The following is a 25,686-nucleotide window of genomic DNA, read 5'->3' as shown; positions in this document are numbered from 1 at the left end:
TTTACATCGGATAAACAGCTCGTTGTAAAGGAGATTAGCAAATTGAAGAAACTCATATCACTCGCACTTGGAAGTATAATTGTACTGGCCGCATGTGGATCGCATCACGACGAGAAAAGTAGTGACGTTTCTCATCACAAGAAAGAGGAACACTCTAAGAAAAATGATAAAGCTAAAGAAAAGCATAAAAAGAAAGCTAAAGATGAGAATCAGAATAATAACGTGCAGGAGCAAGAGCAAGTGGCCAACACTCAAGTCGAACAGCAAAATCAACAAGTAACACAGAATCAACAAACTGCTCAAAACGCTCAAATTCAAGAACAATATAATGAAGATGACTATTATCCATTCGCTCCGGGACAAGAGTTGACAGAAGAAGAACAAGATCGTGCAATTGAAGCTTTTAACGCTTATGCGAAAAAACATGGACTAACTGATCTTCCTGCTGGTGATGCAATGTTCCCTATGCCTGGGACAGAAAAAGCTGCAGATCAGCCTTCAGCGCCTAAACCAGACCCATGGGTTCAAGATCAAATCGATTGGGCTAAATCTCAAGGATTAGAATAACTACTCATATAACCTTTAATCTCATTAATAATTTCTGTAGCATAGTAGACAAAAGAGATGGAGGTTGAGCTATGAATAAATACCCAAACCAACAGTCCCAGTCCCCACGAAATCTAGTGGCCATAACTTTAGCGTTAACACCAGTATGGCTCTTCTTCTACTATCAAATCATTGACGTAATTTTATTTAAAGACTCTATAGTGGCTAAAATATTAGCAGGATCTAGTGGAATTATAATTACTGGTATGCTCATCGCATATGCTATCGCTATAAGAAAGAAATTAAATGAAGAGAAACAACAGAATAAAGCCAAAAAATAGTGCCGACCCGCGAGTCGGCACTTTATTTATACTTTACTATTCTTCTGGTTGCATAACTTCATCGATTAAGCCATAGTCTTTCGCTTCATCTGCTGATAAGAAGTTATCGCGATCTGTATCTTTTTCGATTTGATCAATAGATTGACCAGTACGTTCTGCTAAGATTTTGTTTAATTTAGCACGTGTCTTCAAGATATGGTTAGCAGCGATTTCAATTTCAGTCGCTTGACCTTGCGCACCGCCGAGTGGTTGGTGAATCATTACTTCAGCGTTTGGTAATGCGTAACGTTTACCTTTCGCACCAGCTGCAAGTAAGAATGAGCCCATTGAAGCTGCCATACCTACACAGATAGTTTGAACATCTGGTTTGATATGTTGAATTGTGTCATAAATTGCGAAACCAGCTGACACGCTTCCACCTGGTGAGTTGATATATAAGTAGATATCTTTATCCGCATCTTGTGCTTGTAAGAATAATAATTGTGAAACGATTGAGTTTGCTACGTTATCGTCAATCGCAGAACCTAACATGATGATACGGTCTTTTAACAAACGTGAATAAATGTCATATGCGCGTTCGCCACGGTTTGTTGTTTCTATAACTGTAGGAATTAAATTCATTCGTAATTGCCTCCTTGATTCTAAATACTGTAATCATTTTAACCTAAAAGTCAAACATGGTCAAAAGTAATACACCTGCATGATTCAAGTTACTATTATTATATTGACCTATTCTCTCAACATTTGTAAACTAAGAGTGTCGCAAATTTAACTAACTCCTCGTAGTGTAATGGATAACACGTAAGATTCCGGTTCTTAAGATAGGGGTTCGATTCCCTTCGAGGAGATTTTTAGGTGTGAATTTAACACCTTTCGAAATAAAGAACCCCTTAACTACGGGGTTCTTTTAAATTAGTTTATTAACAATACACTATACAAAACGAATTTTCAGGGACTTTTTAGGGACTCAATCCCCTTTAAAATTGTGATTATTTTACGTTGTATTTAACTCATCTTAACATCTGCTAATGTATATTCTTATTTGTCAAATTCATCATCAAATCTATATACAAGTTACTTATTTTTAATTAGAAAAACAATATATTCAACATCCATTTCTTGTGGCATAATTTTATACATAAAATACATGTCGCCTTCTTTTAAAGTAATTACTAATGACTTATTATCTTGATAAATATCAATAACATCAGTTACCTATTTTCCATTTCATTCAACTCTATTTGGTAAGTGTAAAGTTTTCAGTAGTATCCAAACTCAAGTTACTTATTTTTCTTTCGCCACTTCTTAATGTTGTTGATTTAATATTTAATCGAATTCCTTTAATTCCTAATACTTTAACTTCTTTTAGGAATTCATTATGACGTTCCATAGCTTTAACCATTCTATCTTATACTGTTATAATACTTTGCATACATCTTTAACTTAAGACGAATCGTAATATTAAGTGCAACACCCCAAAAATTTCATAAAAAATGCCCATAATTGGCACTTTGTTGTAAGATGTTAATACACGACTAAAAACAAATACAAGGGAGTGCCAATATGAACTACTTACATCTTACTATATATGAACGTTCAAGTATAGAGACTCTAAGAAAAGAAAACTATTGTATGAGAGCTATCGCTAAGCGTTTAAGCCGTTCAGTGTCTACGATATCTCGTGAGATTAAGCGTAATATGACGGAAGAAGGCTATGCACCTCAAGCACAAACGTAATATAAAGCGAATAAAACGCGTTGTGGTCGTCCATTGAAAATAACGGAAACACTTTGCCAGTTCATTCAACATTATTTGAAGTTACACTGGTCTTCAGAACAAATCGTAGGTCACCTACTTACTGGCCAATTCTCTTTCAAATCCATCTATAGATGGATTAATTCTAACTTACTGAAGTTAGATATAGTGATTATCTTAGACAGAAAAGTAAGAGACAAAAACCTAAAGAAACAAGAGGTCGTTTCAATGTAAGCAAGACCATCTCACAACGTCCTAAAGAGATTAGAAAGCGTCAAGATTTTGGTCACTGGGAAGCTGATACAGTCGTTTCAAGTAGAGGAAAAAGTAAAGGTTGTATCGCTACTTTCGCTGAAAGAAAATCTCGATACTATTACTGTTGTCTTATTCCTGACCGTTCATTTCAATCTATGAAAAATACCATGTATCAGCCTATCTACGCCTTCTCTGAAAGCGCTGTAAAAACAATCACTGTTGATCGTAGAAAGAATTTTCGTGTTATAAAGATATTGAATACGAATTTAATATCGATATTTACTTTGCCGACCCTTATTCTGCACGGCAAAGAGGCATGAATGAAAACTCTAACGGTTTACTTAGAGAATTCTTCACTAAACGAACAGACTTAGCTAAAGTAACTCAAGAAGAATTAGACTATGCCTTGAACGCAATTAATCATAGACCTAGAAAGTGTCATAATTGGGACACTCCTTATGAAATATTAGATTTAGAAGTATTGCGCTTAAATTGACAATTCATCTTAAAAAAATAAACAAAGACTTTTAGGTGTTAAAAATCAAATGAATCAAATTTCCATCTGTACGGATAAGTAAAGCTTTACAGTTAACTGCTAAAACTGACTTTTGTGCAAGATAAACGTTACCTACGTTTTTATGTAACCTCCATTCGGGTACTCCAATTTCACTATTACTTTCTGTTTGTTTGAATTGTGACCATACTATTTTTTAGAGATTCTAAAAAATAATCTTTCACGTTTTCTACAGAATATGATCTTATCAAATTTCGTAAGCTTCCATGCTGCATTAAATAATAGCGTTTTACTCATTTGATCTCATTCCCTTTCATCATCTATCCAATTACATTATACATGCCATTTGTAATATATAATGTGATTTTATTTCGATGAAATTTTAGTGAAACTTATACTAAGGAAAATAATGATGAAGTTAAGAGTTAATAACAGTCTGTTAGGAATTCTAAATAATCTAGAAATTACAATCGAGCAATTATTGAATTTAGATATGTAGGTACATATAATTTAAACAAGTTCGAATATAGTGAGAACAATAATAGTGATGAAGTTATATTAGATAGCTTAGACTCAGAAAAGGCTGATTTTTTGGAGATAGTAGAAGAGCATTTTGAGTTAATAAAGAGTATAATATTGAGAGAATATTAATCAAGTAGTAGAAAAAACATTATTTGACTTTTTTGTCCTCTCACACCTCTGTACGTAGGGATCCGTATACAACGATTCAATATCTTGTGTAAGCGAACTTTGCAAGTTGGATTAGTGGTTCTATTCCCACTCATGTTTCTTTGTTGTAAGTGCACGATGACCTCGTGTATAGCTAATAATCACCAATACTTTTTACGATAATGTGTTATACATTTAGTCTCATCATGACTAAGTACAAACTTCGTGATTTTTGATATTTCATACTCTGCTTTTTCCATCGTTTAAGTATAAGTTGTCTGATACGAAGGTTTGACCACGATTGAATTACTCTGATAAAGCTTTTTATAAAGCCTCTTCCAAATTAATTTATCCATATACGTGTTACCTGGTTTATCTGTGTTCGAATTTCTACGAAGTTACCTGTTCTACTTCTACGAATTAACCATTTCAATTTACGCTTAAGATTCTTTAGTGGGTCTGAAACAATAAACACCATTGGCTTGGATCATTAGGCAACTCAAGAACTTTATACGTGATGTAGCATCTACTATTATCTTTATTTACAATCAGTTTTAATTATTTCTCAATAAATTGTGTTATATTTTCCATAATTTATTCTCCTACACATTTTGAGCGTGCACAAATGACGAACTTATCAGCATAGCGAATAAATTTATGAGTCTCCTTTTCGAGTTCTTTATCCATTGAATGTAAATAGATATTACAGAGTAAGAGGGGATATAACGTCTTCTTGTGGCGCACTTATCTTTCTGTGACTTCGCCAGATAGGTCAACGGTACCGACTTGTAAACCTCTACGGATAAATTTCGAGATGGCTTTATCTTGAATATGTCGTTCGAATAAATACATGAGTTTGTCGTGGTTCAACATATCAAAACATTGTTTTAAATCACAATTAATCGCATATTTGTATGTCTGATTCATAAAAATTTTCACTTTGGTTTAGTGCCGTTTCCATGCCTCTTTTTGGTTGGAAACCGTGTGAAGACTTGGAAAATTTTGGGTTCTATAATAAATTGGACTGGTGAAGTAAAAATGGATTTACTTCCCAGCCCCATTTTTTGTCTTTAATACAAAAATGGCGCATTTATCTCTATAATTATAAGTGGTCAAACAAATAAAAAAGGAGATAATGCGGCTATGTCTGATTGTATATCAAAAGTACTACAAATTAAAGATGAAAACTTCCCATTTGAAGATGATGTGGATGAAATCAAAGTTGAAGGACTTACTCATCTGGTATTCTACGGTAAACTCACTTATACGTCTGAACGCTGTGAAAACTGTGGCCAACCTAATGAGAAAAATTCAATCATTAAGAATGGCTTTAAGAAATCGGATATTAAAATTCTAAAGTCTCAGAAACACCAGCGTTGTTATCGCTGAAAAAGTAGCGATTTCACTGTCAGACGTGTGATAGTCACTTTACGGCGAAAACGCCTGAAATCAAGCCACATCATAATATTTCAAATCGACATTTTATGTCGATTATTCACAAAGCTACGGATACAAGTTCGATGAAAGTTATCGCGCGCTCATGTGCTGTATCGATTACCACCGTTTCGCGTTACATCAATGAGGCAGCGCAGTTTTTCCAACCTCGACCTTTTGATGCGCTGCCAGAACATCTAATGATGGATGAATATAGTAGCGTTAAGAATGTCGATGGCAAAATGAGTTTTATCTTTGCGGACGCGGTAACACATAGAATTGTTGATTTAACGCCTGATCGGCGCTTATTCGTCTTGAAAGATTATTTTACGCGTTATAGTTTAGATCAACGCAAAGCCGTTAAGACCGTCACAATTGATATGTACGAACCGTATATGTCTTTAATAAATGATATGTTTCCTAAGACTTATATCATCATCGATCGTTTCCATATTGTACAATCGCTCAATCGGGCTTTAAACATGGCTCGAGTCGAGTTAATGAATACCTTTAGAACAACCAATCGACCCCTTTATAATAAATTTAAGCGGTATTGGAGACTCATTTTAAAACCTAGCGAGCAACTGGACGCCATTCATTACGATAAACGAAAGTTATTTAAATCATTACAAAGTGCACAGAGTATGATTAACTACTTACTTGATGTAGATGAAAATTTTAAAGCAATGTATCTATTCGTACACGGCTTAGGCTTCGCCCTCAGAACAAACAACTATGAGCAGTTCTATCGAGTGATTAACAATACGGATACAACTTGTTTCAACCAAAAGTTAAAAACTGTAATTCGTACATTTAAAAAATATGAATCATCTATTAAAAACACCTTCACTTTTGAAACACTAACGAACGGACCTATTGAAGGCATCAATAATAAAACTAAAACACTCAAAAGAGTCGCTTATGGTTATAGAAACTGGAATAATATGCGCAATCGTTTAATCATCATTAATAAATTCTTCGCTTCTAAACCTAAAAAAGAGCTTAAGCGAAATCATATCGCTTAAGCTCGAATATAGGCTCACCAGTCCAATTTGACAAAGAGCCAAATTTTTGTCGCTTCCAAGTTCAATAATTTGTTTGATTACTTGTTGAATCACTCTATCACGCGCTACGGAAACACCTAAGATACGTTGTTCCCATTTGATTTCAGGAGGGCAACCTTAACCTTGTGAACTACTTGCTGCTTATAAATGCCTGCGAGCAGTTTTCTTCTTATGGCTTCTCCGTATTGAGCGAAATGGACTGTGAGTGAGCTCACTTTCATACCATCTGTACCAGGTGCTCCTTTATTTTACTGTATTCTCTTAATTATAGTTTCTATGTTGCTTGATCTTACAACAAGCTCCATCAAAGATGGAGAGTCACAATACATTTCTGTCATTTTACCTAAGATTTACTAAACGCACCTATACCCACTTTTTCGTTCCACTACTTATCTCTCCATAGGATGCTAAGTTTCATTATATTCTGTATGTCATAAATCTATAAGCTCCAATCTATACTTTGTATGAATATTGTTCGGTCCTTCAGTACATTTTCCCTACTATGAGCTTAGCTAACTTCTCATCATTCTTTGTTAATATGATAAAGTTATCGCTGGTGAGACCTTCCCGGGTAAGGTATAACCACTTCTCACTCATCTCACTACTGCATTTAATGTATAAAACTCGGGCGGTAGTGGATTTTGTTTTGTTAGGCAAACTTATATATTTTACACAATCTTGATATGAAGTTCCTGTTCGTTAGTGCGAGTGTTTGCGTACGACTTCCTTCATATTCCATCTCACGATGGACACCATTTTTTTCGCCAACAGTTCCTCCTGGCAATGTAACAGACTTTCACCGTCAAGTTGTTACATTGCCAGGAACGTCTAAAAAACACACCATACAACAAAAATAAGTTGTTTAGTGTGTTTGACCCTCACCAACTGTTATTGATAAGGTGTCTAAATATCTACAATAATACCAAGTTAAGATATAATTAAAAGGCCTGTCTCCTAAACAATATAGGGAAACAAACCTTTGAAATAGTATAATGCAACTTTTGGATTGCAGTATATGCTTCCTTATTCCTTGTCATGCATAAAAGAGCCATAAATCATCTCATCAACACTTTCTCTAAAAAGTGATAAAGACAATCGCCGTTTATAACGGTAAATAATTTTCTTGCTATAAATATATTGAGATTCCCCCTTCCGATTTTCACTGTACATAGCAAAAAGGAACAAATAAAAACTCAAATATTTACTTATAGATTTATTTACTTAAAACGAACTCAGATACAATTAAAATATACTTCGAATACTATTAATCATCACCCTAAAAAATATCTTAATATGAAACTACTTATGAAGTTATAGACTTAGAAGTGTTGTGCTTTAGTTGAGAATTCGTCTGAAATAAACAATTTTGTATTTTATTTCTTCATATCTCAACTACGAAAATGTCAAATAATAAATTATACTATATATTATTGTAATTACTCATCAGTTCGGTTAAAAACTTAATTGATTTGTCTGGTATAATAATCTTCAGTAAAGGATATATTCATCCATTTGTCATATTTTTTTAATGCATCATTGATTTCTTGTATTAATTCATTTCTATAAACATCTGCTTCTTGTATAGTTTTTATTTTCGATTTTGAATTCACTATATTTTGTAAATCTATATAAATCACCTGTCCCATCTTAGATATTCTAAGGTCTTCATCAGTAATCAAATACTTTGTATTTAATTGTTTAACAATATTAAATATCTCATATTGAACATCACCTGATGCAGACATAGAAAAAATTTCTTTAATATTATTAAAGAATAATCTTATAGGCATACTAATTAATATAGATCCTGCTAATAAAACCATTATAGGGTCTATATAGGGAACAAACCATTCATAATTCGTATATTTTAGAATATGCACAACAACAAATCCAAGAACTAAACCAAAACTAACTATGGTATCTAATAACCATTGAATCAACTCAGCATATATTAATTCTGAACGATTTCTTTTTCTGTAAAGAAGTATACATATAATACCACAGCCAACCGTTGAGAATATACCATAAAACAAGCCAATATCAGCGTCTATATCTCTTCCTCCTTGAATTATGGAATATACCGATGAAACTAGTGATAATATACATAGTAGAAACATTATTGATGAATTAAAAACTATTGTAAGTGGTTGAAAAATATATTTTCCAAATGGGAAAGTCTCCCTATTTGGTTTTTTTATTATTATTGAAGTGAAAAGTGATAGAGAAGCAATCATTAAACTAAGTATTGCGTACAAACCATCCAATAATACCATATCACTATTTGATATTATCCCAAGAAATATACCAATTACGGCAAATAAAAAAGCTCCAATAGTTGAAATTACCAAAACTCTGCTAACTTCATTATTGATTTTTTTCATAATTTATCCTGTCCTTTAATTAAATCACTACTATTAGTTTACATTTTTTTGAAATAAAAACAATCCCTTTTGATTTGTTAATTTTAGACTGATTCCATTTAGCTGGAATATTAAAAAAACTTTCGTTGAATTCAGTTAAAATATGTACTAAACTTAAGTACAACATTTGGGGTGCACATCAATATGAATCATACGGAGGTGTTTTTTCTATGCGCAGAGTGGCGTATTCAGTTGAAACTAAGTTTAAAGCAGTAAAGATGAAAGAAGAGGGTTATACAACTAAAGAAAGTATGTATGAATTAAATATCAAAAGTGCATATCAAATCTATACGTGGTAGGAATGGTATCGAAAATGTGAAACCTATCGGTTCAATCAACAAGTGGGCAAACAATACTCCTATTTTAAAGGGTTAGAAGAAATATCTGAACTGGAACAATTAAAGTTAAATTACAGAAGAAATCAAGCTAAAGTAGATATTAAAAAAGTACAAGGAAGTGGTACCTGAAATAGTCATAGAATTAGTGGAAGAGTTAAAGCACTAACACCCTGTGAAATTATTTTTGGAAATGTTGAACGTCCCTAAATCAACTTAACTACGGTTGGAAAAATAAGGAGAAAACTGAAAATACAACAGTTAAAAAATTTAAGGAATTTTACGAAGAAAAGACATTATCAGAAGTATGTCTCGCAAAGGTACACCTGCTGATAACGCTCCTATAGGATGTTTCCATTCCTCGCTAAAGTGTGAAACATTTTATCTCAACAATGAGTTAAATAACTCTAATTTCATTGTAAAGGATATTGTCGAAAAGTACATAGAAAACTATAATAATAATCGAATTCAACAAAAATTAGGCTACTTATCTCCTGTGCAATACAGTAAATTAGCAGCCTAATTCAAGTGTTTTTATGTGAGTCTCATATTAAGGGTGCAGTGCCAGAATTATACAATTAGATTAAGCTTTTGAAGTTCACTCGCATAGCACTCCAGATGAGTTTAACCGTCTAACTTTTCTCTAAGATAATTGTTAATATATCATTGAATAGTTTAAACCTTTCGACCTAAAATACCACTTAATCGCATATTTTTAGTTAATAAACGACGAATTATTTTATGTTGGATGTCACTTGTCCTCTTCCCTAGTGTAGCAAATTTATAGTCAAAATATACTGAAAACTGATTCTGAAGCTATCAAATTGTCTAGTTGAACTCCGAATCATTATCAACGGTTATAGATTTGAATATATGCCTCATGTATTGACAACGTTATCTTTAAAAGTTCGCAATTCCTTGATAAACAGATTATGTACTTTTTATTTTCGATAAGTAAAATTTTTTCAAAACGTGGCTTGTATATTTTAACAAGCACTGAGGGGGGGACACTTTTTTAACGGTTGGTGATGAAAATCACTAGCCGTTATTTTTATCTTTTTACACCAAAAAAACTCGAGTATCTCTATAATAGTAAGTACCTCAACAAACTAAAAAAGAGAGATATTGTGCCTATGTGTTATGATATATCAAATATCTTAGGAATTGAAGTGAAGAATTTAAGAATCACGAAAGATTTAGGACTGTGCTTTCATAAGCAGATACAATGTAAGTTTTATGAAGATAATTTATCTTATCATGTGGAACATTGTGATTTTTGTGGCAAACAAAATGTGAACCAAACCGTTATTAAGCACGACTCTCTTAAGACGAACGTTTATATGGGATTAGTGCTTGAACGCCCTGCGTATTTAGAGCTAAAGAAACAACGGTTTTATTGTAAAGCTTGTCAAAAGACGTATACATCGAAGACGCCTTATATACGTTCGTGTTGGCGAATCTCCACCGATGTTAAATTGGTGATTATCCAAAAGCTAGCTAAAGTACGATTTGAAAAGGATATTGCTTCGGATCACTTTGTTTCACCTTCAACTATTTATCGCCATCTTAAGTATTTAGGTACGGAAATCAAAACGAATCATAAGTTACCTCAGTATCTATCATTCGACGAATTTAAGTCAACGAATGATGTGACGAGTGCGATGAGCTTTATTTATTGTGGTGTCGTTAACCACGATGTGATTGAGATTTCACCTGATCCTCGTAGGTTTAAGCTAGAAGAACACTTTTTAAAGTTTTCTTCAGAAGAACGATGACGAGTGAAAGCTGTGACGATGGATACGTATACGTCGTACATCCGTTTAGTTGAAGACCTATTTCCTAACGTTGAAATCATTATCAATCTCTTTCATATCCTACAAGCCGTTAACAGAAAAATAAATCGGTGTCGTGTTAAGATAATGAATCAATTTAGAACAACTGAAAAGCCTAAGTACAATAAGCTTAAGCGCTCTTAGAAATATCTCTTAAAATCACCTATAGAGCTTGATCGCTTTTATTATGAATCTTACAGCCTGTTCAATTTATCGCTGAGTGAATACCCTCTCGTTCAATATTTAATAAACTTAGATGATTTATTACATGAAACTTATAATATAACATCGTGCATCAAATACTCGACGCATTAAGATTAAATGATATTTATCGATTAACTATATCCTTAACACTTCAAAATCTAAACCTGTTTCTAAGGGGTTAAAGCGCGTTATCAATACTTTAACTAGTTTTTACCGTATATATAAAAAATACAATTTATTATCCTTAACTAACGATTAGGCTCTTAAAAGGCATTAATAACAAAATAAAATTAATTAAGCGGTTATCTTACGGTTATAGAAACTTTGAAAACTTCAAAGCTAGAATACTTATTATTTTTAGGATGTTCGTAAGTAAATATAAAAAATGCACCAAACAACAAAAACAAGTTGCTTAGTGCGTTTGACCCTCACCAACCGTTATTGACAAAGAGCTAAAAATAAGACTGTGCCGTTTAAGACACAGTCTTATTGTCTTATAGCCCCCTATCATATTAGGTGAAGAGAAATTTCTATACTAGAATTAAATAGAATCATTTTTATTTACAGTATCGAAACGATGAGAAATAATACCGTATAATGTCCAACCAGCAAACGTTACAATTGCTCCGTAATAAACAGCTGTTCCTCCAGCTGAGTATATAGCATAGAGTGTATAAATACCGGCTATTAAGCCAATGATATTGATCCAATTCGCTCTTTTGGGTTTGACATTAACATTCGATTCTTTTTGCATGGTCTTGATACTTGCCATTGTTAACACGTATGGTATGGCGTTAGTTACCACTGCTAAATTCACCAAAATTGTAAATTGTTTAGATAGAGAAGGGCTTATTGTCATTAAGGATATCAATGTTTGAAGTATAGTAATAACTATCATTCCTACTAATGGCACACCATTTCCAATTGTTTTTGAAAAAACTTTAGGAAAATATCGTTCATCTGCTGATGTTCTAAACACTTCTGCAATAGTAAATTGCCATCCAACTAATGAACCAAAACAAGATATAATCATAAGAGCTATAACTATATTACCAACTGTCGGGGTAAACATTTGACTAAAAGCTAATCCGAATGGCGCATTTGAATGTGCTAACTCACGAATAGGAGAAATCCCTAATATTACATTTGTTGATATTATATACATAATAGCTGCACCAATTGTCCCTCCCATTACAGCTATAGGCACATTTTTCTTTGGATTTTCCACTGCATCACTATTTGCAGAAGCTGATTCCAATCCTAGAAATGCCCACAGGGTAATAGAGATAGACTTACTCATACCATCAAAGAAACTATAATTATGAGGATTCCACATCTTAGCAAAATTATGTCCACTAAAATAAAACCAACCAACTATGCATATAAATACTACTGGAAGAATAACCCCCCATACTGTAACTGAACTTATTTGACCTGTAATTCTTGGTCCTCCAAAGTTTAAAATCGTTGCTACCCATAACACTATAATAGTCCAAAATGCGGTTGCTAAAGGACTTATGCTCACATGAAATAGCTCCGCTGTATATCCAACTGCTGATATTGCTATCGCTGCATTTGCTATAACTAATGAAAGGCCATAAGTATAATTGGTCATAAATGCTCCAGCTTTACCAAACGAATATTCTGCATATCCGCCCATACCTCCACCTTTAGAGCTATATAATCCAGCTCTAGCAAAAATGAAAGCTAACAATACAGCTCCAATTGTGGTTGCTAACCATGATAAGATTGACATCGTCCCCACTTGCGCTAGGTTTGTAGGCAACATAATAATTCCAGACCCCATCATATTTACCGCTGTAACTATAGTTAATTGGGTCACACTCATTTTCTTTTTCTCAGCCATAATGTAACACCTTCTAATCCTTTAAAACATATCCATATGCTTTAACTTTATTTTCTTCGTTTTCAAAATATACTCCTTGAATTTCAGGAGCAAATCCTGGGAAAAGGTTTATACCTTCTTCTAAAATTTTGAAGTAAGACTGTGCAGTTTCACTCCATTTTTCACCTGGAACCACGCAGAAGATGCCAGGAGGGTAAGGTAGTGCTCCTTCTAAAGCAATTTCTCCTTCAATATTATCTAGATCCACTAATTTTGCGTTATTCTCTAATAAAGCAACATTAGCATCATAAGGAGTCATTACATACTCAGGTAAAAATTCTTTTTTGAACATTTTCTTTTGAAATTCTTTCGTATCTCTTTCTTTATAAAAGTCATGTAATTCTTGACAGAGCTCTCGAATTGTGTAACCTTCATAGCGTTCGTGGTTTTCTCTATATAATCTTGGTAAAACATTTTCTAATGGTGCATCTTCATCTATTAATGTTTCAAACTTAATCAATTTAGCGATTAAATTATTCATTTTTGCGTCATCTTCAGCAGGTGTCATTAAGAATAAAATCGAATTCAAATCATTCTTTTCTGGTATAATACCATTTTCTCTCAGGTAATTAGCTAATATTACTGCTGGAATTCCAAATTCCATATATGAATCATCTTCCGTATCAATACCAGGTGTTGTTAATAAAAATTTGTTTGGATCTATATAATATTGATCTCTCCCGTATCCTTCGAACCCATGCCATTTTTCTTCTGGGAGAAACTTCCAATAATCAAGGTTGCTAATTAATTCTTGTGTTTCGACATCTTCCCAATTTGAACCATTTGCTTTTTCAGGAATAAATGGTTTAATATATTTACATTCTTGTATTATTCGTTTTCGTGCTTTTATAGAAGTGGCTAGACAATCATTCCAAAGTTTTTCCCCTTGAACTCCTTCTTGCATTTTTGCGTTAATGTCTAAAGAAGCAAACATAGGGTAAAATGGTGAAGTAGATGCGTATTGCATATAGGCATTATTAAAACGTTTATGATTTATATATCGTTTTTGACCTTTGATATGACGATCTTTTTTATGAATTTGAGATGCTTGAGAAAAACCTGCTTGTTGCTTATGTGTGGATTGAACAACAAATATACCAGGATCGTTTTCATCAAGATCTAATAACAATGGTGAGGATTTTTTCATTAAAGGTATAAATTGTTCATAACCAACCCATGCAGAATCAAATAAAATATAATCACATAGATGTCCAATTTTATCTACAACTTGTCTAGCATTATATATTGTTCCATCATATGTTCCTAATTGGATAACAGCTAATCTAAACGGCCGATCCCATTTGGCTCTTTCAGGATCAATTTTCGCGATTTCTTTTCTTAGATAATCTTCATCAAAGTCTTGTTCATAGATTCCTCCTATAAAGCCATAAGAATCTCGATTGGTCTGCATATATACAGGTCGACCACCATCTTTTATAAGTGAAGAAATGTATACTGATTTATGATTATTTCTATCAAATAAAACTAAGTCGTCCGGCATTACTGCAGATGATATTGCAATATTATTTGAAGTAGTAGAACCATTCATAACAAAGTATGTTTTATCTGCGTTATAAACTTTAGCTGCATGCTTTTGAGCATCCATAGCAGGACCTTCATGGATAAGTAAATCTCCCAAATCAACATCAGCATTACAAATATCAGCTCTAAAAATATTTTCCCCAAAGAATTTATAGAATTGTTTACCTGCTGGATGTTTTTTAAAATATTGTCCCCCTTGGTGTCCTGGACAATCAAACTGAACATTTCCTCTATCAACATATTCTGCTAAAGTTTGGAAGAAGGGAGGCAGAACATTATCTTCATATTTTTGAACAGCATATTCAAGCTTTTTTGAATTATATTCTTTATTACTGTCACGTATGTCTATAATATAATCAATATTTTTGAGATCTATCTGTCTCTCAGGCATTTTATTACTAACAGCTTCATCATTTTTTATTATAAAAATAGGTATATCCAGTTTTTCTTCTTCGACTAACTCAATAAAAAATTGTTCGTAGTCCATTATAACTGCTGCTCCTAAATCTATTAAGTCAACGCTTTTATCATATATGGAAACCTCCTCTCTTTCTGTTGAAAAATGACTCCGCGCTTCATTTGACGTAGCTATTTTCAAAAACTTCATAAATAATTCCCCATTTCCTTAATGATTTCTTCTACACACTTAGTATAATACTTTTGATTTAAGATGTTAACTCTTATATGCTATTTTGTGATTTTTTCACTAATCATCAAACTCTATCGTAAAAATCATGTTTTTAGTACTAAATAAAATTATTTTTTCTTAAAAAGTATTTTATATTTGATTAATAACATTTTTATAAAGATACAATGTAATAATTTACGACGGTGGATTTTACTATTAAGTTAGCCACCTTAAAAATGTATACAAAAAACGCCATATGAATTTCATATTATTATTGAAGTTACCACACTAACAATAAGTGAATAAGTTCACATGACGCAGACTTATTATAACCCGAAGTCACGTAAAGGAACACATCTCTCTTATGGAGAAAGAGGAAAAATCAAAGCATTCCATTTTAGTGGTCTATCAAACAGAGAAATTGCGCGTCGTTTACCCTATGCCCCTCAAACAATGAATAATGAGATTCAACGAGGTCATTAAAAAGCAACAAAACCACAATGAAAAACAGTATGAATATGGCTCGGTCGACTATGAACCTGAACGTGCCCACTATCGCTATAAAGAAAAGCGTCTCAATTGCGGTCCTAAAGGAATTCGTGCTCATAATCCTGACTTTATCGAATGGGCTGACGAGAGAATATTGACAATCACTGATCGCCTGAAGCACTTATTTTATATGCAGAACGCAACGACACTTTCGAAGACGAACCGGTTCCTTGTACGACAACTTTATATACTTGGATCGATGAAGGTCAGTTAAAAACACGTAATATTTATCTTCAGGAGAAGTGTCGTCGACACTCTAAAAATAAGTCATGTCATCGCTCTCATCAACGTATATTTGGTAAGAGTATTGACGAACGACCTCAAGCGATTAAAACACGTAAAGAATTCGGTCATTGGGAAATTGATAAGGGTATTGGTTCTAAAGATAAATCAGAACCTGTCCTCTTAACACTTGTGGAACACAAGACACGATTTGAAAAACTCATACTTATTAAAAACAAGTGTGCTCAATCTGTAACTCAAGCTATCATGACCCTTCAGACACAGCTTAATCACTATATGATATATATATAAATCGATAACGGCTGATAATGGTCTGAGTTCAGCTTATTAACCTTACAGCTTAAAGGTCAGGTTTCAGTCTATTTCGCTCATCTGTTTGCCTCATGGAAAAGAGGAACAAGCGAGAACCAACATACAATGATTCGTCGCTTTTTACCGAAAGGTATGAGCTTAAGCGGCGTCACACCGTATGAAGTTAAGAAGATTCAATAATATATAAATGATTGCCCAAGAAAACCGTTGGATGGACAGACACCACATGAGCGATTTCTTGAAGAGCTTCATCATCTTGAATTAAAGAGATAACTTCTTTATGCCTTTTGACATGGAGCCTTTCGTCACAGTGTTTCTACCCAAAGGAAACAGAATGGAAAGCATTTGTTCATCAATAAGGTTACACTGTTCCTTCTCCATATAGAAGGTACGACATAAATAAAAATGACGACTTCGAAATAACATGGTTCATTAAGAATGAGTAACTAAGTTAAACTTGAAATTCACGACTTCTTCGTATTATTAAAACAAGAGATATTTTATAGAAAAACGTATGAATATTTCAAACAATTGGAAAGTACAATACATGAATATGTAAATTTCTATATTAATACGAGGATTAAAATAAAACTAAAAGGCCTGTCTTCTACGTGATATAGAAAACTAATCTTTAATATAGTATACTAAGTACAACTTTTGGAGTTCAGTACAAAAACATCTTAGTACTTTTTTGGGGATTTATGTCCCAGACTTATCTACTTAATAGTTTAGTGCCCACTTTAATACAATATATGTTCATTTAAGTAACACTTTACTTAAATGAACATATATTGTATCATGTAAACAGCTCATATTGGCACTCCCTTTGTATATTTTTTTGATTGTGTATTAATTTCTTACACCAAAGTGCCAATAATGAGCGTTTTTGGTTCTTTTTCCAAAATGAACTGATCATTCCTATGTCTGAGCTCAATTTATATTATTTCACTTGAGCTCATTTTAATTGGAAATTATCTTTTAAAGTATGAAATATAAATATTCCGCTCCATACTAAAAAAATTATTGAAACTATAGTATAAATTAACTTGTTAAGTATGACTTGAAACCTTTAAAGGTTCGACCAGTACTTTTCTTATTTTTAAGAGCATCAATACAAAACCACATTTCTTTTTACCTTACTTATTCTAGATACGGTAGTTACAATGAAAACTAAAACAAACTTCATGAATCCAAAAATCGATCCCTCATCAAATTTCCTACTGAATAACAGGATTTATTCGTAATAGCTTTAGTTAAGTCTTTGACACCACCAAAAAGTCCGTCTACCGCACGATCTAATTGGTCACCTGTTACTTTCGCACATTTTTTAGCACCAGGCGATTTCAATAAGTTTTCTAACTCATATAATCCACCTTTTGCTTTGTCGAATGAGCTACTTAAAAAGGCCTCACCATTTTGTCTAATATAGACTTTACTGTTTTGAATCATACCTTGCCAACTTTTAGCATAAGCACCTGCCATACCACCTGCGAAGTCATCCATAACATCCATAAACTCTTTGGCACTTACTTTACCTTCAGTAACCATGTTTAATTCTTCTGTTGCCAACTTACCTTGCCCTTGTACACGGTTGAAAATCATTGCCATATCACTAACTGGACGATTGGCGCCAACTGCGGCGTCACCAACTAACTTGATATAGTGTTCCAAGTCTTTACCTTGTTTAACACCTGCGGCTAAGGCACCTGCTGCAACGTCAGTACCTTCTGCCATTGTTGTCATTCCGCCTTTGATAGCGTGTGTTACTTGATCAGTAATCGTACCAACTTCTTTAGTTGAGTATCCTAAACCTTCCAATTTAGCTTTAGCCGTGTCTAAACCAACAAGACGGTCAAAACCAAGTTTAGCCGTAATACCTGCCATTGCAGTCCCTGCAACTAAAGCAGGTTTAATAATTTTACTGCTTAACGATTGCCCTACGTTAGTAATCTGATTACCTGCTTTTTGCATACCAGAGCCGACTTTATCCATCTTGTTTGCAAATATCCCCATGCCTGTATAATTCTCACGATAGACTTTATTGAGCTTGCTATATTCGGCTCTCATACGATTGACTGCATCGGCTTGCTTGTTATATTCAGTATGCAAGCGCACTGCTTTAGCACTATTAGCACCAGAAGCTTCTGACACTTCCTTATATTGCTTTTCTAGTTGCTTTAAGTTAGCAGTACCTGACTTTATACCTTTATCTAAGTCATTGAGACGTGTTTTATAAGATGACGCGGACTTTTCAGTGTATTTAAAATTGTTCGCAGATAACTTCATCGTTGAGTTCAAATCTCTGAATTCACGTTTAATGCCACTCAAAGATTTCGCAACGTTCATATCCTTTAAGGACAAGTCAATCTGCAAACCTTTAATTCTTTCAGCCATTAATCCACCTCCTTGCTTATAAAGTCATTACATGAACGCTTGAATCATGCTCTCACTTTCTTGCTCTTCTGGTTGTGTATTTTCTTCAACCAAGTCCATAAAAAGGGCGAAAGGCATATCAAGTATCTGATTAATATCCTTATCGCCCTCTTTCATCATGGTTAGCATGAGCTTTTTCATGTTTTGTTTATGTTCTTTCCAACTCACTGCCTTTAGATCATTTTTGCTAGTTGCTTTTTTCTCTCGTCGTCAATTTGACCTTCTGCAATAAAGCCAATTTGTTGTTGTAACTCTTCAACTGCATCTGGTGCGTGTAGACGGTCTAATAAGTCATCTTTAGTGAATTGTTTATCGTAAATATCAACAACCATATCTAACATTTCGTCCATTGCTTCTTTAGATTATTTATTTTCATCTTGACCACCGTCCATTAAATCAGATGCGTCGTAAATTTTACGGAATGAGATATGAGTAGGTGTAATAAACGTTTCTACCTTTGGATTACCGTTTGTATCTAATTTAACTTCGCCTTTATCGTCTAATTGAGCTAATTTAATAAAATTACGTTTTGCCATTACAAAAACTCCTTTGTTTTCTTCTTTTTATTTGCAAATAAAAAGAGGGCTTAACGCCCTCAAGTAGAATTATTCTTGTGACTCGTCTGAATCACTTTGTGGTTGGTTAACCGTTACTTTAGTTGTTGCTTTTTTATTACCATCTTCAGTAGTGACAGTAATGTTAGCTTGTCCAGGTGCTACACCTGTAACGTGGCCGTTTTGATTTACAGTCGCTACATCTTCATTAGATGAAGCTAAGCTAATAGATTTATTCGTGGCCGTAGAAGGTGTAACTGTAGCTTTTAATACACCTTCTTCGCCAACATTAAGTGACATCGTTGTTGGTTCAACTGTCACGCCACTTACTGCAATAGGTTTTGTTTTAAAACCAGGTACTTTCACTTTTTCAGACTCGCCATTTTCATTCTTACGAGTAACAGTATAAGTACCTGCTTTATAACTCGTGTTAGCATTTAAGCCATCAATCGTGACTGTTGCTTGACCGTCTGCGTATTCTGCGCTTTTAACAAGCTCATCACCTTTGTACACATTAAGTGTTTCTGCCATCTCTATTCACCTCGTTCAATTTTGCCCCTATTCTGCTGAAACGGTAGCAGATGCACTATCTGTCGTTACTTCAACATTTTGGGGTGCGTTAGGGTGTTTCTGTTTCTTCTGCAGTATCGTCAGAAGTATCTTCTGAATCGTCTTGTGCTTTGCCTCCAAAGATTGCAGACCAAATTGCATCTTTCATCACTGTTGAACCTTTAGCGTCATGTCCGATAAGCATAGATTTTTCATCTTCAAAGCCATCCACTTTAGCTTGCATGAACTCAGCTTTAGAAGAGTCAGAACTGAATTCTACACCATCTTCTTTTGTATTACCTTCAAGTTCAGGGAATGTGAATAAGCCTTTTGGTAAGCCTACGTATTCACGTGAACCATCTTCCATAGTTTTAGCAAACATTACGGCTACATATGGTGGTGTATCGTTACCAACTGCAACCATGCCATTTTCTGCTTGTTCTAAACCGAATAATGCTACACGGTCTTCTAAAGGCAATTTGTGGAAGTCTGCTTCAACTTCGATAGTTGAGTTAGACACTGCCATTTCTGCTACTTGGTTGTCACCGTAAGCTTTCTCAATGTCTTGATCTTTAGATACTGAAATCTTTTGCAAATATTTAATACGTTCTGGGTCTGATACCTTTTGTACGTCACCGCCATGAGTCATGTAGTAAAACTCAGTTAAACCAGTGAATGATCTGTAGTTCTTCTCTGCCATATATAAACACTCCTATAATTTGTAATATTGTTTACCTTCAAACCGTTTGGCTTGATGATAGATTTTAAAATCTTTGATGTACTCTGGCTTGATTGAGCTTGTCTCTCCAAAGCCAAGTACATCCCACATCATTCTTTGAATTTGGAATATAAGGTCATCTGCTAACAGACGACCATTGATTCCAGATTTTTGTTTAACGAATACATCTATTTGAAATAGATATTCGTAAGTCATATTGTCATCGTCCGCAAAGTCTTCGGGCTTTGGTGTGTCAATTGGATCAATAACAATACTTACATCTGTGATTTCTTGAGCGTTTGGATAATCATAGAATTTAATAGCGTTTTTATTGACGCTTTTCATAATCTTCTCGTTATCCAACATGAGCTTATAGATTCTCATCATCATATCTTCCAATCGACTCACCCCCTGCGTTTCAATTCGTCTTTAACGGTTCTGAAATAGACTTCACGTCCTTCACGCATTGCACGTTCAATCACACCTTTTCCTTTGGTGTTCACCCATTTACCTGAACGGTCGAAGTGGCCAAATTCATTTAAATGAATAATACGATAACGTTGCTTAGGACCTTGCCAGTGAATTTTAACGACTCTTACACCACCAATAGTCATTGGTTTAGAAATTGTCGTTTCTCTCACAGACTCTCCAGTGTCTTCAAAAACACGCATATTGTTTTTGATGATTTCAACGACTTTCTGTCCACCTTTTTTAAGCGCAACGTCTGTTATTCGTCTCATCGCAGTTTGACCATACTTCCGTTCTAAAGCGTTCTGTAGCTCTTTATAGCCTTTTAGAGTGACACTCATTGCTCTTCACCCACAATTTTGACGTAGCCTTTTGTTTTTGCAGGCGACACATTTTTGATATTAAAAAACAACCCTGCATACATACCGTTGTGAACTTCAAACACTTGATTCACAGTCGGTACGAATTGGGGTTGTGCATCTCTAATATTTAATGTGACAGAGCGTTTACTTACTTCTAAATTGTTAAGTTGTACGTCTTTTTGCGTTGGCTCATACATATCTGCAAAGCAACTGTAGACGTTTTGCAATTCGCCCATGCCCGCTTCTGGTCCTTCATCTAAATCGGTATAGAAACTTATACGATAATCTAAACTATTCAGGTTCAAGTAATCGTCTCCGTTTCCATTTCACTAAATCTGTTCTTAAAGTTTGGATAAGTGACATAGATGAAGCAGGTACGTCATAAGATTGTTCATTACTTGTGATTGAACGGTTGTCATTGTGATGCGCGACAATATTTAAAACTGCTAAATTAAACAATGCGTTATCTTCAAAAAATGCTTGGTCTTCATCTGCTAAAGATACGGCAGCCTTAACTTCATTAACTGCACTGGGTACATAAACGTTCATAATCAAGTCGTCGTCAAAGTCATGGTCTACACGTATCGCTTTTTTAACAGAATCTTTGTCGTTAATATCAAACAACTAATCACCCCTATTCTGCCGTAATAGATACAGACTTAGCGTTTGCATTAACTACGACATTTTGGGGCTTGTTAGGGCGTTTCAGTTGCTGCATCGTCTTCGAAAGTTACGAAGTAGCCTGCGTTAGCGTCGGCTTGTTTAACATCGAAACGGAATGCGCCCATAAGGTATTTACCGTAAATATCGTTGTCAATCCATTGCACTGAAATATCAGTACGGTCTGCGAATAATACGGCACGTTCTAAGTCACCAACGAACGCAACTGCATCGCCGTTTTGACCTAATAAGTCGTCACGTACTACTGTTACGTTCATGCCTAATACTGTGTTACCAGCAGTGTTGATAATGCTGTCTTGAAGTAAGTAGCGTCCGTTACCGTCTTTAAGCGTATCTAGTTTTTGGTAGAAGCTTTGCGTACAAACAATGCGACGGTTGTAACCAGGATCTAACTGAACGTTAGTAATTGCTTTTAAGTCATCAACGTTAGAAACAGTAGTAGGGTTGAATTGTTTTAATACGTCACCAATTTTTTCATTAAGTGTGTTTACTTTTTGCTCTTGGATATTGTCTTGAACGATTTGAGTTAAGTTAGCGATTGAGTCATCGAGTGCCTCTTGAGAAATTGGAATAGCACCACGATAAGTCGCTACTTCCCACGCAACCGTTTCGAACTTAGGTTTAGCGAGTTCTGGGTTTTTCTCGAGTTCTGCGACAGTGTGGAATTTGTCATCTGCACGTTTTAAGATAGGGTATTTACCAGAAGCAGTTGATACAGATGTTTTAGTAACTAATTCAGATAAATCTTGTACTGTTTTAACTTCCTTTTCAGGAATATACTTGATTTCCTCTGGAATTGTTACACCAACGTCATCTGATTTAACGTTGTCACGTTTAGCTCCTTTTGATTTCATGTACTCTTCAAAACCTTGAATTTTAAGGTCTTGTTCTGGGTTCTTTTGTAATTTTGCCATGCGTTTTCCTCCTTGTTTTTGTTTCTTTTTCTTCTCTTCTTCAAGTTCTTCTTCTGTAGGCTCCTCAACCTTTTCGATTGATTTGTCTTCATCAGATTCACTTTCAGAAGCATCGTCAGAGTCTTTTTCTTCGTCCTCTTTGACTTCTTTTGGCTGCTCCTGTTTAGGTGCATCCTTTACGTCTGATTCAGATTCAGTTGTGTCTTCAGATGTTGGTTTTTCTGGTTTTTCTTCAGCCACGTCTGATTCCTCCTCATCTTGATTTGGTGCAATTTCATCGATTTCTTTAGATAAAGACTCTAGTTCTTCTAAAGACTTTTTCTGTTCATCGATGTCTGCTTTGAGCTTACGTGCAGTCTCTAAATCGCCTTTATTAACTGCATCTTGTGCTTGGTTGATTAAGTCTTGAAGTTCTTTCTTCAAGTCGTTAAAGCCAGCCATTTAATCACTCCTTTTCTAAAATTGGGTATAAAAAATAGCCTTACGTGTCTAAACGAAGGCTGTCTAACTGTAATGAGATTTTCAGACTTTCCAATTCTTTAAAGCGTTCTAAAGATTTGGCACGTTGACCAACTTCGACTGATGTGTCTTTGTAAGCAGGGATAGTCACTACACTCACTTCAATGAGTTGGTCGATTTGATGAATGGTTTGCACGTATTCGCCGTCTTCATTCGACCACGTTCGTGCCGATTCATCATTAGGCAGTGTGTAAAAGAAACTGCACTGATTAACGTTACCTGCTTTAATATTTTCATAAATATCACGAGCATAACTTGTGTTAGGCAAGTGACATTTAAAGTAAAGTCCTTTGTCGTCAACCGTGAGTTCTAGCGTCTCTGCCTGGGTGCGTCCAATAACGTAGTTGAAATCGTTATTGATCAAACATTTGACATCACTGACATCTACCCCGTCTAACGCATTCGGCGAGACAATTTCTTTAAAACCACCTAAATCGTCACTCATTGTATTAAACAATATGGCGTATCCCTCAATGACCATGTCTTGTTGTCCAGTATCAACGTTACTGTTAGTCATTCTCATCACCCCCTTTAAGGGCGTCTATATCGCTATTTTGTTTGTTGATTTTAGCTTGTTGATAATCTTTAAGCGCAGATAATGGCGCACGGTTAAGGTCAACAAGTGGTTCGTCTCCGTTATCAATCGGTTGATAACCAAATGTACTACGTGCTTCATCAGTTGAGATAATCCCTTTACTATGCAATTCAGAAATACGATTCAATTGCAATTCAGGGTCAATATCAATCAAGCGTGATGAATCAAATTCTAATTCATAATCACTGCCAATTGTTTTGAATATCTTCGTCTCAAGCTCGGCGATCATCATCTTAAAGATAGGATCTAACGTACTTTGCAGATACTCTAAATTAGCTTGCGTGATAGATGTATTAACGGTTTCAATACCAAGTTTAGAAACAGGTAAACCAAATGCTTTAGCAACTTGTGATGTACTAAACTTGTAACTGTTTAAGAAGTTCAATACTTCAGTTGGAATTTGAAGTCGTGTGAATTCCATCGTGTCATCTAAAGCAACTAAACCACCGTTATTTGCTAACTGACTTTCAGAGAAGTTCTTTTTCAACTCTTTAAGTTGGTCATTATTAATCTGACCTTTTTTATACTTGAGTACCGATGTAGATGTTCCACCGTTGTCAAAGAAGTTTCGTAAGAACGACTTACTACCTTGTGATATACCAATCTCGTGCATTAGCGCATATAAAGGACTGTAGCCTGTATATCCGTCTAATGTGATGTATCTGAAGTGTAGTATATCATCGCCCGTTTTACGCTCTGCTTTGCCGTTAGCGTCTTCTGAAACGTTATACATCACTTCGCCATTCACTTCTTCCAATCCTACTAAATCATTGTGTAGGAAGTAGAAGCTTGTAGGGAAACCGTTTTTATCTCGCACGATCTCGACAAATGATTGACCGTTTAAAAGCATGTTAGCGATGATAATGAACTTAAAGTGCCAACCAGGTAACTGACCGTCTGGATTATCATTAAACAGTTTAAGAATGTCATCCATAACAACGTTCGATTCATGACCTTTAACCTTTAAACGTGTACTTGCAATGTCAGCAGAGATGATACGTGTTGCGGTAAAAACGTCACTATTACGTAAAGCATTAATACCTGTAAAACTTGCGTGCATCCCATGTTCTTGCCAATACAAGATACGTTCTAGGTCACGATTCATGCGTTGTTCTTTTGTGTTAAAGCCTAGATCAAGTAGCGGCATTATTTATCCCTCCTTTCTGCCGAAGAGTCATCGGTATAGAGTTGGTTAAGTAAATAAGCGACACCTACCAACACAACACCGATAAAGATGAAAGCAACGGGCTTCCAGAAGATAAATAAGCCATAAAAAATACTCGCAATCCCTAATATAAATACGATAGTGAGCAACAAGGCGTATAGTATTTTATTCACTTTATA

General features: G+C 34.7%; 28 protein-coding genes, 1 tRNA gene and 5 pseudogenes. 16 read left to right on the top strand and 18 right to left on the bottom strand.

Annotated elements, in window-relative coordinates:
• Positions 1–42: 42 nt before the first annotated feature.
• Both CD039_RS01745 and CD039_RS01740 read left to right on the top strand, forming a co-directional pair.
• Positions 43–567 carry a hypothetical protein gene (locus CD039_RS01745; RefSeq protein WP_103370878.1) on the top strand — a complete coding sequence of 175 codons (525 nt, stop codon included), beginning with the start codon at positions 43–45 and terminating at the stop codon, positions 565–567.
• 71 nt (positions 568–638) lie between these two features.
• The gene (locus CD039_RS01740; RefSeq protein ID WP_103370877.1) at positions 639–887 is read left to right on the top strand and encodes a hypothetical protein; all 249 of its coding nucleotides are present in this window, start codon (positions 639–641) and stop codon (positions 885–887) included.
• A gap of 36 nt (positions 888–923) precedes the next feature.
• Here CD039_RS01740 and clpP read toward each other — a convergent pair whose 3' ends face one another.
• Complete coding sequence (gene clpP / locus CD039_RS01735) at positions 924–1,508, bottom strand: ATP-dependent Clp endopeptidase proteolytic subunit ClpP (protein ID WP_002472926.1); 585 nt, start codon at positions 1,506–1,508, stop codon at positions 924–926.
• Positions 1,509–1,663: 155 nt separating this feature from the next.
• Between clpP and CD039_RS01730 the strand changes: the two genes are divergently transcribed.
• The 4 genes and pseudogenes from CD039_RS01730 to CD039_RS12220 all read left to right on the top strand — a co-directional run.
• A tRNA-Arg gene (locus tag CD039_RS01730) sits at positions 1,664–1,735 on the top strand.
• A gap of 715 nt (positions 1,736–2,450) precedes the next feature.
• Complete coding sequence (locus tag CD039_RS12230) at positions 2,451–2,624, top strand: helix-turn-helix domain-containing protein (RefSeq protein ID WP_390612066.1); 174 nt, start codon at positions 2,451–2,453, stop codon at positions 2,622–2,624.
• A gap of 33 nt (positions 2,625–2,657) precedes the next feature.
• Positions 2,658–2,876, top strand: coding sequence for a hypothetical protein (locus CD039_RS12225; protein ID WP_390612065.1), 219 nt, complete (start codon positions 2,658–2,660; stop codon positions 2,874–2,876).
• Positions 2,867–3,393, top strand: a pseudogene (locus CD039_RS12220) (IS30 family transposase); the annotation flags it as partial. The gene CD039_RS12225 and the pseudogene CD039_RS12220, both read left to right, overlap by 10 nt.
• A 1,431-nt stretch (positions 3,394–4,824) precedes the next feature.
• Here CD039_RS12220 and CD039_RS01720 read toward each other — a convergent pair.
• Positions 4,825–5,007, bottom strand: coding sequence for a hypothetical protein (locus CD039_RS01720; protein WP_103370876.1), 183 nt, complete (start codon positions 5,005–5,007; stop codon positions 4,825–4,827).
• Between the two features lie 216 nt (positions 5,008–5,223).
• Between CD039_RS01720 and CD039_RS01715 the strand changes: the two are divergent.
• A pseudogene (locus CD039_RS01715) lies at positions 5,224–6,539 on the top strand (ISL3 family transposase).
• Positions 6,540–8,038: 1,499 nt separating this feature from the next.
• On the opposite strand, the gene CD039_RS01710 reads toward CD039_RS01715, so the two are convergent.
• Positions 8,039–8,959, bottom strand: a complete 921-nt coding sequence (locus tag CD039_RS01710; protein ID WP_103370875.1) for a cation diffusion facilitator family transporter — start codon at positions 8,957–8,959, stop codon at positions 8,039–8,041.
• A 209-nt stretch (positions 8,960–9,168) separates the two neighbouring features.
• Here CD039_RS01710 and CD039_RS12140 point away from each other — a divergent pair, with 209 nt between their 5' ends.
• The 5 genes and pseudogenes from CD039_RS12140 to CD039_RS11990 form a co-directional block, all read left to right on the top strand.
• Positions 9,169–9,297, top strand: a complete 129-nt coding sequence (locus CD039_RS12140) for a hypothetical protein (protein ID WP_260843939.1) — start codon at positions 9,169–9,171, stop codon at positions 9,295–9,297.
• A 316-nt stretch (positions 9,298–9,613) separates the two neighbouring features.
• Positions 9,614–9,856 (top strand): annotated as a pseudogene (locus tag CD039_RS12010) (IS3 family transposase); the annotation flags it as partial.
• A 955-nt stretch (positions 9,857–10,811) separates the two neighbouring features.
• Positions 10,812–11,108: a hypothetical protein gene (locus tag CD039_RS12000; protein ID WP_240595078.1), complete on the top strand. Its 297-nt coding sequence runs from the start codon at positions 10,812–10,814 to the stop codon at positions 11,106–11,108.
• Positions 11,109–11,126: 18 nt separating this feature from the next.
• The gene (locus CD039_RS11995; RefSeq protein WP_240595064.1) at positions 11,127–11,309 is read left to right on the top strand and encodes a transposase; all 183 of its coding nucleotides are present in this window, start codon (positions 11,127–11,129) and stop codon (positions 11,307–11,309) included.
• Positions 11,310–11,632: 323 nt separating this feature from the next.
• Positions 11,633–11,785 (top strand): annotated as a pseudogene (locus CD039_RS11990) (transposase); the annotation flags it as partial.
• Between the two features lie 125 nt (positions 11,786–11,910).
• Here CD039_RS11990 and potE read toward each other — a convergent pair.
• Entirely contained in the window at positions 11,911–13,236 is a 1,326-nt protein-coding gene (gene potE, locus CD039_RS01695; RefSeq protein ID WP_103370874.1) for a putrescine-ornithine antiporter, read from the bottom strand.
• A 13-nt stretch (positions 13,237–13,249) separates the two neighbouring features.
• Positions 13,250–15,424: an ornithine decarboxylase gene (gene speC, locus CD039_RS01690; protein WP_103370873.1), complete on the bottom strand. Its 2,175-nt coding sequence runs from the start codon at positions 15,422–15,424 to the stop codon at positions 13,250–13,252.
• 333 nt (positions 15,425–15,757) lie between these two features.
• On the opposite strand from speC, the gene CD039_RS12215 reads away from it, so the two are divergent.
• The 4 genes from CD039_RS12215 to CD039_RS12205 all read left to right on the top strand — a co-directional run bounded on the left by CD039_RS12215 (position 15,758) and on the right by CD039_RS12205 (position 17,164).
• Positions 15,758–15,928, top strand: coding sequence for a helix-turn-helix domain-containing protein (locus CD039_RS12215; protein WP_103370872.1), 171 nt, complete (start codon positions 15,758–15,760; stop codon positions 15,926–15,928).
• Positions 15,906–16,208, top strand: coding sequence for a hypothetical protein (locus CD039_RS11765; RefSeq protein ID WP_142384367.1), 303 nt, complete (start codon positions 15,906–15,908; stop codon positions 16,206–16,208). Before CD039_RS12215 ends, CD039_RS11765 begins: the two co-directional genes overlap by 23 nt.
• Positions 16,118–16,528 (top strand): IS30 family transposase, encoded by a 411-nt coding sequence (locus CD039_RS12210; protein ID WP_142384374.1) that lies wholly within the window; start codon positions 16,118–16,120, stop codon positions 16,526–16,528. The genes CD039_RS11765 and CD039_RS12210 overlap by 91 nt, the downstream gene beginning before the upstream one ends.
• A 483-nt stretch (positions 16,529–17,011) precedes the next feature.
• The gene (locus CD039_RS12205) at positions 17,012–17,164 is read left to right on the top strand and encodes an IS3 family transposase (RefSeq protein WP_103370871.1); all 153 of its coding nucleotides are present in this window, start codon (positions 17,012–17,014) and stop codon (positions 17,162–17,164) included.
• A gap of 567 nt (positions 17,165–17,731) precedes the next feature.
• Here the strand turns inward: CD039_RS12205 and CD039_RS01675 are convergent.
• The 13 genes and pseudogenes from CD039_RS01675 to CD039_RS01615 all read right to left on the bottom strand — a co-directional run bounded on the left by CD039_RS01675 (position 17,732) and on the right by CD039_RS01615 (position 25,680).
• Positions 17,732–18,943, bottom strand: a complete 1,212-nt coding sequence (locus tag CD039_RS01675) for a phage tail tape measure protein (RefSeq protein ID WP_240595027.1) — start codon at positions 18,941–18,943, stop codon at positions 17,732–17,734.
• Positions 18,944–18,970: 27 nt separating this feature from the next.
• A complete protein-coding gene (gene gpGT, locus CD039_RS01670; protein ID WP_167693666.1) occupies positions 18,971–19,123 on the bottom strand; it encodes a phage tail assembly chaperone GT in 153 nt (50 codons plus the stop codon).
• 32 nt (positions 19,124–19,155) lie between these two features.
• A pseudogene (gene gpG / locus CD039_RS12175) lies at positions 19,156–19,518 on the bottom strand (phage tail assembly chaperone G).
• Between the two features lie 69 nt (positions 19,519–19,587).
• A complete protein-coding gene (locus tag CD039_RS01660) occupies positions 19,588–20,067 on the bottom strand; it encodes an Ig-like domain-containing protein (RefSeq protein WP_103370870.1) in 480 nt (159 codons plus the stop codon).
• 88 nt (positions 20,068–20,155) lie between these two features.
• On the bottom strand, positions 20,156–20,785 hold the full coding sequence (locus CD039_RS01655; protein WP_103370869.1) for a major tail protein: 630 nt from the start codon (positions 20,783–20,785) through the stop codon (positions 20,156–20,158).
• 12 nt (positions 20,786–20,797) lie between these two features.
• Positions 20,798–21,193 carry a hypothetical protein gene (locus CD039_RS01650; RefSeq protein WP_390614221.1) on the bottom strand — a complete coding sequence of 132 codons (396 nt, stop codon included), beginning with the start codon at positions 21,191–21,193 and terminating at the stop codon, positions 20,798–20,800.
• Between the two features lie 14 nt (positions 21,194–21,207).
• Positions 21,208–21,612, bottom strand: coding sequence for a hypothetical protein (locus tag CD039_RS01645; RefSeq protein WP_186303057.1), 405 nt, complete (start codon positions 21,610–21,612; stop codon positions 21,208–21,210).
• Entirely contained in the window at positions 21,609–21,938 is a 330-nt protein-coding gene (locus CD039_RS01640; RefSeq protein WP_070503116.1) for a hypothetical protein, read from the bottom strand. Before CD039_RS01640 ends, CD039_RS01645 begins: the two co-directional genes overlap by 4 nt.
• Positions 21,925–22,257 (bottom strand): head-tail connector protein, encoded by a 333-nt coding sequence (locus tag CD039_RS01635; RefSeq protein ID WP_103370868.1) that lies wholly within the window; start codon positions 22,255–22,257, stop codon positions 21,925–21,927. The genes CD039_RS01640 and CD039_RS01635 overlap by 14 nt, the downstream gene beginning before the upstream one ends.
• Positions 22,258–22,328: 71 nt before the next feature.
• Positions 22,329–23,669: a phage major capsid protein gene (locus tag CD039_RS01630; protein ID WP_103370867.1), complete on the bottom strand. Its 1,341-nt coding sequence runs from the start codon at positions 23,667–23,669 to the stop codon at positions 22,329–22,331.
• Positions 23,670–23,709: 40 nt separating this feature from the next.
• Complete coding sequence (locus CD039_RS01625) at positions 23,710–24,264, bottom strand: HK97 family phage prohead protease (RefSeq protein WP_103370866.1); 555 nt, start codon at positions 24,262–24,264, stop codon at positions 23,710–23,712.
• Complete coding sequence (locus tag CD039_RS01620) at positions 24,257–25,489, bottom strand: phage portal protein (RefSeq protein WP_103370865.1); 1,233 nt, start codon at positions 25,487–25,489, stop codon at positions 24,257–24,259. The genes CD039_RS01625 and CD039_RS01620 overlap by 8 nt, the downstream gene beginning before the upstream one ends.
• The gene (locus tag CD039_RS01615; protein ID WP_103370864.1) at positions 25,489–25,680 is read right to left on the bottom strand and encodes a hypothetical protein; all 192 of its coding nucleotides are present in this window, start codon (positions 25,678–25,680) and stop codon (positions 25,489–25,491) included. The genes CD039_RS01620 and CD039_RS01615 overlap by 1 nt, the downstream gene beginning before the upstream one ends.
• Between the last annotated feature and the right edge of the window lie 6 nt (positions 25,681–25,686).

Origin of the sequence: Staphylococcus argensis (assembly GCF_002902305.1) — a bacterium.
Taxonomy (GTDB): Bacteria; Bacillota; Bacilli; order Staphylococcales; family Staphylococcaceae; genus Staphylococcus; species Staphylococcus argensis.
Note: the sequence above shows the minus strand (reverse complement) of the source record. Positions and strands in the feature narration are given on the sequence as shown.